General features: G+C 41.7%; 14 protein-coding genes. 2 read left to right on the forward strand and 12 right to left on the reverse strand.

Features of this window, described 5'->3' with window-relative positions; all coding sequences use genetic code 11:
• Positions 1-820 (reverse strand): hypothetical protein (locus J6U00_RS01355; RefSeq protein ID WP_296577850.1); only part of this gene is annotated, 820 nt, incomplete at its 3' end.
• A gap of 215 nt (positions 821-1,035) precedes the next feature.
• Between J6U00_RS01355 and J6U00_RS01360 the strand changes: the two genes are divergently transcribed.
• Together J6U00_RS01360 and pyrE are read left to right on the forward strand one after the other, a co-directional pair.
• Positions 1,036-1,386: a zinc ribbon domain-containing protein gene (locus tag J6U00_RS01360; protein ID WP_296577852.1), complete on the forward strand. Its 351-nt coding sequence runs from the start codon at positions 1,036-1,038 to the stop codon at positions 1,384-1,386.
• A 48-nt stretch (positions 1,387-1,434) separates the two neighbouring features.
• Complete coding sequence (pyrE, locus tag J6U00_RS01365; protein WP_296577854.1) at positions 1,435-2,088, forward strand: orotate phosphoribosyltransferase; 654 nt, start codon at positions 1,435-1,437, stop codon at positions 2,086-2,088.
• Between the two features lie 37 nt (positions 2,089-2,125).
• On the opposite strand, the gene J6U00_RS01370 is transcribed toward pyrE, so the two are convergent.
• The 11 genes from J6U00_RS01370 to fumC form a co-directional block, all read right to left on the reverse strand.
• Complete coding sequence (locus tag J6U00_RS01370) at positions 2,126-3,337, reverse strand: permease (RefSeq protein WP_296577856.1); 1,212 nt, start codon at positions 3,335-3,337, stop codon at positions 2,126-2,128.
• Positions 3,338-3,403: 66 nt separating this feature from the next.
• Positions 3,404-5,005: an FAD-dependent oxidoreductase gene (locus tag J6U00_RS01375; RefSeq protein ID WP_296577858.1), complete on the reverse strand. Its 1,602-nt coding sequence runs from the start codon at positions 5,003-5,005 to the stop codon at positions 3,404-3,406.
• A gap of 12 nt (positions 5,006-5,017) precedes the next feature.
• Positions 5,018-5,701: a 4Fe-4S dicluster domain-containing protein gene (locus tag J6U00_RS01380; protein ID WP_296577860.1), complete on the reverse strand. Its 684-nt coding sequence runs from the start codon at positions 5,699-5,701 to the stop codon at positions 5,018-5,020.
• 15 nt (positions 5,702-5,716) lie between these two features.
• The gene (locus tag J6U00_RS01385; protein WP_296577862.1) at positions 5,717-6,544 is read right to left on the reverse strand and encodes an FAD/NAD(P)-binding protein; all 828 of its coding nucleotides are present in this window, start codon (positions 6,542-6,544) and stop codon (positions 5,717-5,719) included.
• Positions 6,544-7,563, reverse strand: a complete 1,020-nt coding sequence (locus J6U00_RS01390) for a 4Fe-4S dicluster domain-containing protein (RefSeq protein WP_296577864.1) — start codon at positions 7,561-7,563, stop codon at positions 6,544-6,546. Before J6U00_RS01390 ends, J6U00_RS01385 begins: the two co-directional genes overlap by 1 nt.
• Positions 7,563-8,534, reverse strand: coding sequence for a 4Fe-4S dicluster domain-containing protein (locus J6U00_RS01395; RefSeq protein ID WP_296577866.1), 972 nt, complete (start codon positions 8,532-8,534; stop codon positions 7,563-7,565). The genes J6U00_RS01390 and J6U00_RS01395 overlap by 1 nt, the downstream gene beginning before the upstream one ends.
• Positions 8,519-8,965: a hydrogenase iron-sulfur subunit gene (locus J6U00_RS01400; protein WP_296577868.1), complete on the reverse strand. Its 447-nt coding sequence runs from the start codon at positions 8,963-8,965 to the stop codon at positions 8,519-8,521. Before J6U00_RS01400 ends, J6U00_RS01395 begins: the two co-directional genes overlap by 16 nt.
• Positions 8,956-10,947, reverse strand: a complete 1,992-nt coding sequence (locus J6U00_RS01405; protein ID WP_296577870.1) for a CoB--CoM heterodisulfide reductase iron-sulfur subunit A family protein — start codon at positions 10,945-10,947, stop codon at positions 8,956-8,958. The genes J6U00_RS01400 and J6U00_RS01405 overlap by 10 nt, the downstream gene beginning before the upstream one ends.
• A gap of 15 nt (positions 10,948-10,962) precedes the next feature.
• Complete coding sequence (locus J6U00_RS01410) at positions 10,963-11,346, reverse strand: 4Fe-4S dicluster domain-containing protein (protein WP_296577872.1); 384 nt, start codon at positions 11,344-11,346, stop codon at positions 10,963-10,965.
• Entirely contained in the window at positions 11,339-12,136 is a 798-nt protein-coding gene (locus J6U00_RS01415) for a CoB--CoM heterodisulfide reductase iron-sulfur subunit B family protein (RefSeq protein WP_296577874.1), read from the reverse strand. The genes J6U00_RS01410 and J6U00_RS01415 overlap by 8 nt, the downstream gene beginning before the upstream one ends.
• Positions 12,137-12,160: 24 nt before the next feature.
• On the reverse strand, positions 12,161-13,537 hold the full coding sequence (gene fumC / locus J6U00_RS01420) for a class II fumarate hydratase (RefSeq protein ID WP_296577876.1): 1,377 nt from the start codon (positions 13,535-13,537) through the stop codon (positions 12,161-12,163).
• Positions 13,538-14,011: the final 474 nt, after the last annotated feature.

Below are 14,011 nucleotides of genomic sequence, written 5' to 3' on the forward strand. Positions count from 1 at the left end.
CTTTTTCGTTGAGTCTGCCAGACTCTTGTTCTGTATACTCTTCAGAAATGTTACCGTCCACACCCTTTAAGGCAGTGTTGGTATCTAGACAATATACTCCGGTTAGATTTGCAACTGTAAGAAGCTTTGTATTGAACTCATTGATCGTGTTTCCACTCGCAACGTCAGAACTTCCACTAAGTGGAGGAAGTTGCATTATATATATGTCCGCTGTGCTGAGATACCCTCTGACATTTTTAACGAAATCGGTATAGCTTGCAATCATATCGTCCACAGAAGATGTAAAAATATCACTTCCAAGCATAATATAGACCTTTTCTGGCTTTTTAACCTGGAGTATCTCATAGGCTGTTTTATTTCCATATGAAGATTCGATAGTAACAGTGTTACAGCCCGCAGCGCTGAGAGCTTCGCTTCCAATAACATCCTTAAGTCCCGTGTATTTGTCTATTTCCAATAGCGATGAATCCGTGACAAGACAGCATGTACTGAGATAAGACTGATCCTTTGCCGAAGACTGTGCTATCGGATTTATTACTGATGTCGTTACTTCTTGAGTATCTTTCTCTTCTTCGGCTTCGTTCTCCTTATCGGCGCTGTCGTCAATATTTGGAACCTTTGAACCTTTTTTCTCAGTAACAACTTTATCAAATTCCTCAGACCAGAAATTTTCATCGATATTAGCTGCTACCATATATATAATAAAACATCCGGCGAATGAAAGCATAAAAATAAGAATAAGGCCCCAGAGACTGAACCTTATCTTTGGCCTTCCTCTTTTTTTATCGGATATTCTTGTGATACTTTTCTTCTTTGCCATATATGACTCCTTTTCTGTAAAGAGCTGCCGGACCATTTTTAACGGCATACATATTATTTTATTATGACACACAAATATATTATACCCCTTTTTGAACATCTTTGCAATAGATTTCAGGTTTTTTACAAACATTTATAATTTATTTTTCCAGAGTCTTGAATTCCTGATAAAAAAGGTCTATAATAGTACTATAATCGCTAAGGGAGGGATGAGATATGTTTCATTGCGGCAAACCAATGATAAAGGGCACTTTCAAAATAGAACAACGCGGTATACCAAGCAAGCATTCGTCACTTGTATATCCCGTATCAACATTCTATGAGAATAATGTCATGATTTGTGAAGTACCCAATGATTCCACTATCGGATACTATTGTGCTGAATGTGGTATGCTTATCGGCGTGTTTCCACAAACTCACCCAACGGGTTTTGCTGGGGAATTCAACAAAAATATAGATGACAACATAGACATTCTCCCCAAAAAGATATGCAGCGAATGCGGCGCAGAAATTGATCTCGATTATCCGCGATGTCCCTTCTGCGGTCATATATATGAAGCGATTTAAAGCTGGTCACCTGCTTTGCAGGAAATATACATAACGGAGGTCATAAAGATGAACTACAAGGAAAGTTTCATAAAATTCATGGTTGACTGCGGAGTGCTTACTTTTGGAGAGTTTACTCTCAAAAGCGGCAGAATAGCTCCTTATTTTATAAATTGCGGCAACTACAAAACAGGAGCTCAGCTTGCCAAACTGGGTGAATACTACGCAGAGTGTATCAAGGCTAATGATATTCAGGTAGATACACTTTTTGGTCCAGCCTATAAGGGAATTCCTCTTGCTGTTTCAGCCGTCGTTGCACTCAGCAATAAGTACGGTATCGACGTATCATACTGCTTTGACCGTAAGGAAGCAAAGGATCACGGCGAGGGTGGAATGTTCGTAGGCAAGGAGCTCAGAGACGGAGAAAGAGTCGTTATAATAGATGACGTTATGACATCAGGAAAGGCACTACGCGAATCAATGCCAAAACTAATGACGGCTGCCGATGTAAATGTTACAGGAATGGTCATCACGGTTGATCGTATGGAAAAGGGTACAGGTGATCTTTCAGCTGTACAGGAGGTTAAACGTGATTTTGGCGTTATAGTATATCCAATTGTAACAATGGAGGATATCATCGACGCGATAAAGAAAGAGATTGTTCCTGGTAAGGAATACCTTGACAAAATGCTTGCTTACAGAGAAAAATACGGTGTTAAATAAAAAATTGAGCGCTTCCCAACTGGGAAGCGCTTTTATGTTATTTAAAAAGTATTATAAGGAACTGTGATACTAGTACCACAGATATTAGAGCGACAGGATATGTAGCTGCATAAGCAGAAGCAACATTTTCTGTACCGGCAGTACTTATAAGAGTGCCGAGAGCAGGAGTAGAAGTCATACCTCCCGTAATGGAACCAAGGTTGTTGAGAAGGCTTAGCTTAAGAACATACTTTGCAAACAGATAACCGATTATCATAGGTATAATAGTCATTATCATTCCATATACAAAATATACAGCATTAAAGTACTGAACGAACTTTGCACCTCCAGAAACTCCTGCACCGATCAGGAAAAACATCAGGCCCAGTTCACGGAAAACTTTAAGTGTTGTATCCTTCGGCATTACAGAGAATTTACCGAAGCGTCCGAAATGTCCGAATATCAGTGATACAAGTAGACAGCCTCCTGTTGTAGAAAGTGAGAAATTGCCGAACTTAAACGAGCCAATAATTATTCCCAAAAATGCAGCCATTGCAAAAGGCATGATACCGAAGCTGTCCATTTCTATAAGTTTGGACAGCTTTTTTTCTTTTGTGTCTTTCTTTGAAGTTGATGCAAGCAGTTCCCTTTCCTTTGCCATATCTGCTTTTGTAAGTTTAGGAATGATTTGAACGAAGAGTACTACACCAATTACTCCAAAAATATAGGCAATCGCATATCCAACAGAAACAATACTCTGAAGATGATCGTTACCTACCGCGTCCTTAGCGGCTGAAAACCCAGGTGTGCTTGTAAGGGCGCCTGACAGTATTCCTGTCAGCATAGCAGTAAATTCCTCATTGTTAAGATCCGTGAAGTTTCTGCCTACCATAATGCAACCTGCGCATGCAAGGCCACCGCTGAATATTATAATGATAGCAAGAAGAACATAAGACTTGAAGTTCTTTTTGAAGTTACCGAAGAAATTCGGTCCTGCAATAAATCCAACAGCTGTAACAAAAAGTATAAGTCCCAGATTATCAACTATTTTTAATGCATTGCTAACGAAATCAGCATTGATCTCAGATGAAAGATTTTTATAGAATAAGCAACCGTATATCAGCGCAACAATGAAAACACCTGCCGTACCAAGAGAAATACCCTTTATAGTTACTCTGCCGAGAACATAACCAAGAGCGGCTATGGCTAAAACTGATATCATAAGGAAGGAAACGCCATGAATTGACATTATTCCATTAAACATATCCATTATTTATCACTTTACTTTCTTTTATTATAACATATTTTCGAGACGCTGTTTACAGCGTCTCATTTATTATTTCTTTCTAGCGTAATGAGGAAGCAGCATTGGTGAAGCCATACCGCTTTCAGCGCCCACTGCTTCAAGCTCCCTGTTGAATTTTTCTATATGAGCGAGAGTAAGCTTTTTCAGACATGTTGTATCCTTAGCCTTAGCAGCAGCATTTATACCAGCATTTCTTCCGAAAACTATAACATCAAGAAGAGAATTGCCCATAAGTCTGTTTCTGCCGTGGATACCACCTGCCACCTCACCGGCTGCATAGAGATTCTCAACTCCTGTAGAGCAGTCGTCAGCAATCTCAAGGCCACCATTCTGATAGTGAAGCGTAGGATATACAAGTATAGGCTCCTTACGTATATCTATGCCGTATTTGCCGAACATTCTCATCATGGCAGGGATACGCTTTTCTATAGTTCCCTCTCCATTCTTGTACTCGATCATAGGAGTATCGAGCCATACAGCCTTTCCGAGAGTAGTCTCAATTCCTTTGCCACGCTCAGTACATTCACGTATGATAGAAGCAGCTGTAACATCTCTTGTCTCAAGCGGATGCATGAATACATCACCATCGATATTCACAAGCTTTGCGCCAAGAGAACGAACCTTCTCGGTAACAAGTGCGCCAAAGATCTGTTCAGGATAGCCCGTACCCGTCGGGTGATACTGTAATGTATCAGCATAAAGTAATTTTGCGCCTACTCTGTAGCCGAGGATAAGTCCATCGGCAGTTGCACCGTAATGATTTGAAGTCGGGAACCCCTGATAGTGAAGACGTCCTGCACCGCCAGTTGCGATAATAACAGTCTTTGCCTTTGCAACAAGAAGTTCCTTTGTTTCCATGTTCATAAGAACGGCACCTGCTGCCCTACCATTTTCATCGAGTATTATCTCTACAGCAGCTGTAAAATCAACAACCGGGATACCACGGTTTATGACTTCATCGCGAAGGGTTCGCATTATCTCTGCACCAGAATAATCTTTTGCAGCATGCATTCTCTTGCGTGAGGTTCCACCACCGTGAGTAGTTACCATTGTGCCGTCAGGCTCTTTATCAAATTCCACTCCAAGCTTATTAAGCCACTGAATAGCCTCGGGGGCTTTGGTAACAAGCTTTTTTACAAGCTCTGGCTTTGCAGCAAAATGTCCGCCACCGAAAGCGTCAAGGAAATGTATTGCAGGGGAGTCATTTGGCTTGTCGGCTGCCTGTATGCCACCTTCTGCCATCATTGTGTTTGCATCACCTATACGAAGCTTTGTGACGATCATTGCCTTTACGCCTGCCTCGTCAGCTTCTATAGCAGCTGAAGTTCCCGCACCGCCGCCACCAATAATAAGCACATCTGTCTCATAATCTGGAGCAGTAAGGTCTACGTCATCAGCAGTTATTCTGCTTCTGCCCTGAAGCAGTTCCGCAAGCTGTGTCGGAACTTTGTCGCCCTTATTAACGCCTGCGGAAAGAACAGTGAATTCATCCTGTTTATAATCTGGGTGAAAATGAGCAAGAAGATCGTCCTTCTCTTCAGCTGTCATTCTTCGAGGTTCGAGAGTTGCGTTTTCTTTTCTTTTTGCAGCAACAATCTTTGCAAGTTCATTTAATTGTTCTATCTTGTACATACTCTCCCCTCCTTACTTCTCGATCTCGCGGTGATTATACATATCCTTAATTTCTTCTATGTTATCAACCGCTTTTGTCATGAGCTCTTCGATATCCTTATCAAATATACCTTCGTTTACTTCCTTAACCCTGTCAGAAAGGTGTCCGCATTCCGGAGCTATATACTTACCATTGAGACGTCTTGCAAGCATTGCCACCTGAGGGTGTGAAATTCCTGCAGGACATCGTGACGAACATACTCCGCACATTACACAGTCAAAGCTCTCCTCTGCGCATTTTTCATATTCGCCTCTCTGAGCATAAGCGATATACTGCATAACATTGAGCTCCTGCGTACAGGCTTTAGTACAGGCATTACAGCCTATACAACTGTATATCTCTGGATAAAGCTGCATCATTATCTGCTGGTCAGGCTTTATCTCCTCTATATTGTAGGTTCTTTTTTCAAGAGGGAAGAAAGGAAGAGTAGCAATGTACATTCCTTCCTGTACCTCGGTCTGACAAGCAAGGCAACCATGAAGCTCTATCTCGCCCTTTATTCTATAAATTGTAGCACAGGCACCGCAGAAGCCGTTTCTACAGCCGCAGCCTCTTACAAGCTCATAGCCTGCATATTCCATCGCTGTCATTATTGTAAGACCTGCTGGCACTTCATATTTCTTGCCGAACAGATAAACATTCAACATATTTTCCATGCGAGTTTCTCCTTTTTAATATTCATCGGGCAGTTCACCGAGCTGGTCAAAACGGAAAACAGGACCATCCTTGCAAACATACTTATTACCAATGTTGCAGCGGCCACACTTTCCTACTCCACATTTCATGCGAAGCTCCATAGTAGTGTATACCTGTGTTTCACTGAAACCGAGTTCCTTCAGTCCTGCTAGAGTAAATTTTATCATTATGGGAGGACCGCATATAAGAACTGTCTTATTTACCGAAGGATCAAGCTCCTTAACATAGTTTGGAACAAAGCCAACATGACCGTCCCAACCTTCCTGAGGATTGTCAATTGTAAGATTGACTTCAATGCCTTCATCAGCCATCCATTCGTCTATTATCTCCTTGTAGTCAACAAGATCTTCCTTCGAACGTGAACCGTAGATTATCTGTACATCACCGTAGTTTGAACGGTTGTCACGGACATAGTTGATAACTGAACGAAGTGGAGCTAAACCGATACCGCCCGCAATAAAAAGAAGATCCTTTCCTTTGAGTTCTGTTTCGACCGGAAAAGCGTTTCCATAAGGTCCTCTTATAGTTATCTGCTGACCTACCTCCATAGCATGGAGCCAATTTGTGAGACAGCCGCATTTCTTTATGCTGAACTCCATGTACTCCTTGTTCGTAGGTGATGAGGTTATTGAAAACATGGCTTCGCCGACTCCGGGAATCGAAAGCATCGCACACTGTCCGGGTAAATGCTCAAATACCTTTCCCCCCTCAGGTGATATCACCCTGAAAGTCTTTACATCCGGAGTATCCTGTCTTATATCAGTAACAACGCCAATATAAGGGATCAATGTATCATTGTTCATCACTTTACCTCCAATGCTTTCATGACTTTTACGATATTCATTGATATCGGACATTTTGAAAGGCATCTTCCACAGCCTACGCATCCAAATTCTCCATTATTGTTTGCTGGGAAATAAACGAGCTTATGCATAAATCTCTGACGGAAGCGTTCAAGCTGAGTAAGCCTTGGATTACCGTGAGCCATTTTTGTAAAATCTGAATACATACATGAATCCCAACAGCGGAAACGCTTTATGCCATGACCGGTGTTGAAATCCTTTATATCATAGCATTGGCATGTAGGACATACAAAAGTACATGTACCGCAGCCAAGACAGCTTTCTGAAAGATCTCCCCATTTGTCAGAGTTAAAATACTCATTCAACTTGTCACCGCCGAATTTATCTGTAGTGAGGTTTGCAAGAGGCAACTTTTTTAGTATTTCTCTAGTTTTTTCACGTTCAGCCTCAAGTTTCGACGTATCTCCTTCTTCAAGTAAAGAAGAAATACTACTAATAAACTTCTGCCCCTTTTCGTTGTGAGCCTCGATAAATAAGCTCTCACCGTCGTTGTAGCACACAGCATCTCCCTCAGGAACTACCGCATCAATACCAAAAGTACCGCAGAAGCAGGTCTCAGCAGGGCGCGTGCAAGCCATAGAAACAACTGTACCGTGGTCACGGCGATTTTTATAATAACTGTCTACTGGCTCAGCAAGGAATACCTTATCAAGTATAGTAAAGCTTCTTGCATCACAGGCGCGAACACCGAAGATAACAAAATCCTCGGATTCCTCGCGGACATCTATAACTTCGATATTTTTGCCCTCCATTTTGAAGTCCACAAGGTTTTCTGTCTGAGGGAAGAAGAAATCTTTGGCGCTTCTGACGGTATTGAGAGCGTTGCTGAGTTTCATGCCGCTCTCGTACTTCTTATACTCAGCCGCACCATCTTCACGATCAACGGGGATATATAGTGTCTGTGAAGCTGAGACAGCTTCAAAAAGCTTATCAATCTTGTCAAGTGATATCCTCAGCATTACTCCACTCCCCTTTCGTGAACAATTCCTGCCTCGCAGTCGTCCTGCTTGTACTCGTTGAGCGGAGCACGTGAGACAATGTCCTCACCTGCCTGGTACTCACCGTAAAAGGCATTGATATCTTTTATAAACTTTCTGTTGAGCAGGTGGAGCGGTATATTCTGAGGACATACTCTCGAACACTCGCCGCAGTCCGTACATCTGCCTGCGACATGAAAAGCACGGATTATATGGAACATATTTTCTTCAAAGCTGTCAGAAGGAGCCTTGTTCTCAATTCCTGAATCTGGATTATCGAATACGCACTTCTCACAGGTACAAGCTGGACAGACATTGCGACAGGCATTACAGCGTATACACTTAGAAAGCTGTTCTCTCCAGAACTCAAAACGCTCCTGTGCAGTCATATTCTCCAGCTTCTCAACCATATCAAAACGGTTGGAGTCGAGGACATCACCCTCCTCGCCCATAAGCTCATCATAGATTACATGTTTCTTGCTCTTGCAGGAGGCACATTTATCCAGAACAGCCTCATAGAAGGGCATGGTTTCTTCACCGTATATTGTATCTATTTTTAATGTGTAGTTGTCATTCTTAACAGAAAGTATTCCAGTAATGCCCTTTGCCTTTATCTTCTCTGCATCAAGTTTAGGACCGCCTGGGATACCGACTATATAAACGTTTTCACGTACAACTCTATGCTCCTTGATGAGCTGATTGAAGCTGTATGTATCGCAGGGCTTAAGAAAAGCAAGTATCCTGCCTTCCTTTCTGCTCTCCTTTACAAGATATTTTGAAACATTTGCTGAAGTAAAGTCATCGTATACAAAATCTGCTACAAGCTCCTCAGCAGTTTCAAATACAGCCGGGGTTATATCATAAGCGAATTCTCCCCTCTTCCAACCGATGACCCGGTCAACAGTGCCATCAGCTAAAAGCTGTTTTGCTTTATTAATCATTGCTTCCTGCATCGCAGATCCTCCAATCTTCGGTTAGGGCCGAGTTTTTTAACTGCTTCAGTAAATTCGTTCATAGTCGCAGCAAATTTAGCACCCTCTGCTGCGGAAACCCATTCAACTCTCGTTCTATCACGTTCAATACCGAGAAAGTCAAGCATACTGAAAAGAAGAGTCATTCTTCTTCTTGTAAAGTAATTTCCTGATGTATAATGGCAATCTCCAGGGTGACAACCACATAGTATAACTCCGTCAGCACCACGCTGAAAGGCTTTGAGTATAAACATAGGATTTACACGGCATGAGCAGGGTACTCTGATTATTTTTACGTTTGCCGGATAGCTAAGTCTATTTGTACCTGAAAGATCTGCTCCTGCGTATGAGCACCAGTTACAGCAGAAAGCGACGATCAGCGGCTGAAATTCTTTATTTTCACTTACTTGCATATTGCGTCTACCTCCGCCATTATCTGACTGTTAGAGAATCCGTTGAGATCCATTGCACCTGAAGGACAAGCAACAGTACAAGCACCGCAGCCCTGACATACAGCAGGATTAACACTTGCAACTCTTCGTACAGCAATAGATTTGTCAGGCATTTTGAATTCTTTGTCAAGGTATGTTATAGCACCATAAGGACATACTTTTTCACATGATGAACAGCCATTGCACATAAGCTCATTTGAATGTGCAACACAGGGATTGCAAGTTATACTGTTCTTTACAAGAAGTCCTATAGCCTTTGCGGCTGCAGCACTTGCCTGAGCTACAGTTTCGGGAATATCCTTCGGTCCCTGACAGGCACCTGAAAGGAAAATTCCTGCCGTAGCGCTTTCTACAGGTCTAAGCTTCGGGTGAGCTTCTGTGAAGAAGTCATTAGTATCCATTTGTGTAGTAAGCATAGTAGCCAGTGGACGTGCCGTCTTGTCAGGCTCGATAGCAGCAGCAAGAACAACCATATCAGCGTCGATATGTAGTTGTTCATTTGCAAGCAGATCAGAGGCCTGAACGTCAATCTTTCCGTCTGACCGTGGTGTTACCTTGCCCACCATACCCTTGATATAGTGTACGTTGTATTGCTCGACAGCCCTACGGTAAAACTCGTCAAAGTTCTTGCCTGGAGTACGAACGTCTATGTAGAATACGTATACCTCGGTATCGGGATATTTCTCTCGGATAAGCATTGCGTGCTTTGCAGTATACATACAGCATATCTTTGAACAATAAGACTTTCCCTTACTATCATCGCATCTTGAACCTACACACTGTACGAAAACTATCTTATGCGGGTGAGTCTTGTCAGAAGGACGAAGCAGTGTACCACCGTTAGGACCGGCCGCGTTCATAAGCCTTTCAAGTTCAAGTGAAGTAACTACATCGGGACACTGATTATATGCAAATTCATCATACTTATCAAGAGTAATAGGATTGAATCCAGTAGCAACAACGATAGCACCGTACTTCTGCTCGATAAATTTGTCTTTCTGTTCATAGTCGATAGCACCAACTGAACATACAGATGAACAAATACCACATTTACCCTTTGAAAGCATCATACAATGATTCGGGTCGATAGTAGCAACCTTAGGAACTGCCTGTGCAAATGGGATATATATAGCAGTTCTGTTATCAAGTCCCATATTAAACTCGTTAGGAACTTTTTTCATAGGACATTTTTCCGTACAAAGTCCGCAACCAGTACATTTGGTCTCGTCAACAAAACGGGCTTTTTTCTTTATTGTTACTGTAAAATTACCGACAAATCCTTTTACATCCGTTACTTCACTGAAAGAATGAATAGTAATATGCTCATTCTGTGAAGCCTCTACCATTTTTGGGGTAAGGATACAGGCAGCACAGTCAAGAGTCGGGAAGGTTTTGTCTATCTGAGCCATTTTTCCGCCTATAGTAGGATTCTTTTCAACAATATCAACGTCAAAACCAGCCTCCGCAATATCAAGGGCAGTCTGAATACCTGCGATACCGCCACCTATTACAAGAGCGCGCTTTTCTACAGGACTTTCCCCTGCTGTAAGCGGAGCATTGAGATGAACCTTTGCTACAGCAGCTTTACCAAGTATTATAGCCTTTTCAGTTGCCGAGGCTATATCCTTGTGTATCCATGAGCACTGCTCGCGTATATTAGCTATTTCCACAAGATAAGGATTAAGTCCTGCTGACGCAGCTGCTTTTCTGAATGTGTTCTCATGCATTCTCGGAGAGCACGAACATACAACAACACCTGTCAGATTATGCTCCTTGATTGCATTCTTGACAAGATTCTGTCCCGATTCAGAGCACATATACTGATAGTCCTGAGAGATAACAACCCCTGGCTCATGACCAAGAGTTTCAGCAACAGTTCTGACATCTACAGTGGCCGCTATGTTAGTACCGCAATGACAGACAAATACACCTATTCTCTGCATATGGCTATCCCCTCCCTACTTTATGTATTTTCTGAAAGCTGTGACGATAGCCTGCTGTGGCATATCCTCGTCAAGCATTTCAGGTATCTGATTCGGATTAATATGGTTATTTCCTTGTTGACGAACTGCTGCAAGACGTACAGCTTCAACAACCTTTGCAGGCTCAACATTTCTCGGGCATCTGTCAACACAGGCAAAACAGGTCAGGCACTTATATATCGACTTAGAGTTCATAAGATTTTCAATGTCTCCACGCTCGACCATATATACGAACTGATGAGGATGATACTCCATTTCATCATAAGACGGACAGGTTCCAGAGCATTTGCCGCAACGCATACATTTCAGCACATTAACTCCGCTTGAACGGAGTACTTGTTCTTTTAGGTTCTTATTCATTGCTCTCCTCCTTTACTCCAAGAGCTTCGGCAAGGAGTTCCGTAAAGTAGTATACTGGCAGTTCCGAACCAGAATTCTTTCTAAGATTATACATACAGAGCGGACAGGCAGTAATTATCATATCCGCCCCCTGATCCTCAGCAGACTTCATTACAGCTGAACTTCTTTTATGAGCCTGCGACTTGTCTTCAAGAGCTATGTATCCGCCGCAGCACTCGTTTCTCTGTGAATATATTACTGGAGTACCGCCAATAGCTCTGATAAAATCCTCAATAATAGACGGATTCTCAGGATCATCCATAGCAAGTGCCTTTGAAGGTCTGAGGAGAAGGCAACCATAATATGCAGCTATCTTTTTTCCCTTTAACGGGTTAATGACCTTCTTTGCAAGTTCGTCAAAGCCGATAATATCACGCAGCATTTCAAGATAATGATATACCTTGGTCTCACCATTATAGGATTCATCAAATTTAAGATAATTATTTACCTTTGCAGCCATATCCTCATCATAAGAGATATCATAATTTGTCTGCTTTATAACATTATGGCAGGCTGAACAGACGGTAATAAGAGGTCTTCCGGCTTCTTTTGCAACATTGAGAACTCTGACAGCCGAAAGCTTTGTAGCAATCTCGTCTTTTGCCGTTGTATATGCGCCGCCACAGCACTGCCATTCAGACGGTTCTTCAAGGGCAATATTGAGAGCCTTTGCCGAGACTCTTGCATAAATATCAAGATCCTTGGCTTTTGTTCTCAACGTACAGCCAGGATAATATGTAAACGTTTCCATACGTCAGCATCCTTTCGTGTATTATCAGACCATTTCTTCCGGATGGAATACTTCATCGAACTTTTCAGCAGTAAGAAATCCGAGCTCCACACAGGCTTCCTTAAGGGAAATATTGTCCTTAAAAGCTTTTTTAGCGGTTTTTGCGGAATTCTCATAGCCAATATAGGGATTTAGCGCTGTTACAAGCATAAGAGAATTGTGAAGATTATGATGCATTTTTTCTTTATTTGCTCTTATACCGACTGCACAGTTTTTATTGAAGGATCTTATTGACTCAGCAAGCAGCCTTGCAGACTGTAAGAAGTTATAAGCGCAGACCGGCATAAATACATTAAGTTCAAAATTGCCTTGTGACGCAGCCATACCTACAGAAACGTCATTGCCCATTACTTGTACAGCGACCATTGTTACCTGTTCACACTGCGTAGGATTGACCTTGCCAGGCATTATTGACGAACCGGGCTCATTTTCAGGAATGAATATTTCTCCGAGGCCATCACGCGGACCTGAGGCAAGCCACCTGACATCATTTGCTATCTTCATCATATCAGCAGCAAGAGCTTTTAAGGCACCGTGTGCAAAAACTATTTCATCTTTTGAAGTTAGAGAGTGGAATTTATTTGGTGATGTTCTAAAATTCTTTCCTGTAAGGCTTCCGACTGCCGTCGCTGCCTTTTCAGCAAACCCTTTTGGAGCATTAAGACCAGTGCCTACTGCCGTACCGCCGAGCGCAAGCTCCTTAAGCTCTTCACAAGCGGCAAGTATCATTTTTTTATCCTTTTCAAGAGAAGCTCTCCATCCGCTTATTTCCTGAGAGAATTTAATAGGCGTAGCGTCCTGTAAATGAGTACGTCCGCTCTTTACTATCCCATCGTTTTCAGCTTCAAGACGTCGAAAAGTAGTTATAAGCTCCTCAACAGCAGGAATAACTCTGTCTTCAAGAGCAAGAACTGAGGAAATATGCATTGCAGTAGGAAAAGTATCGTTCGATGACTGGCTCATATTTATATCATCGTTCGGATGAAGAAGTTTTTTTCCAGCGATCTCGTTTCCTCTGTTGGCGATAACTTCGTTTGCGTTCATATTCGACTGTGTGCCGCTTCCTGTCTGCCACACAACAAGAGGAAAATGCTCATTCAACGAACCACTGATAACCTCGTCACAGACCTGAGATATAATACTACATTTTTCATCCGTCATTTTTTCTGGTCTGAGTTCATGATTTGCAATTGCCGCAGCTTTCTTTAGAATTCCGAGAGCACGGGTGATCTCACGCGGCATTGTCTCAATACCCACACCAATTAGGAAGTTCTCATGACTGCGCTCAGTTTGAGCTCCCCAGTACTTATCAGCAGGCACTTTGACCTCGCCCATAGAATCGTGTTCAATACGGTAATCCATTTTAATATCCACTCCCAAACAGATTTATCGAAGAAAACGCCTGATAAAGGCATGATCTCCATTGTTACAATCGTATACATTAATAGTATACCAGTATATTTGATTAATTTCAAATTCACTTTAAGAATATTGCTATTCAGATATTGATATCTAATTAACAATTATTTTTCTCGTTAAATACATCATATTATTTTTATATGATATATTGTTTTTTATATTATTGCTTTATTTGTACAGCATATATTGAGTATGTCACGGATTCTTTATAATAACCATCGCATATAATGATCGTAAAAAACAATCATTGCTCCTTTAAATTATTATTTGTGCAATAAAACAAATTATATTTTTTATGCAAGCCATATAATCAGCAATTATATATTCGAATACATTTATTCCTATTTATATATATTATTTCTTGTACATTGATATAATTTTCACATTCTTATTCAATAAAAAAGGGGCTGTAAAAAA

The organism is Ruminococcus sp. (assembly GCF_017650195.1).
Classification (GTDB): domain Bacteria; phylum Bacillota; class Clostridia; order Oscillospirales; family Ruminococcaceae; genus Ruminococcus.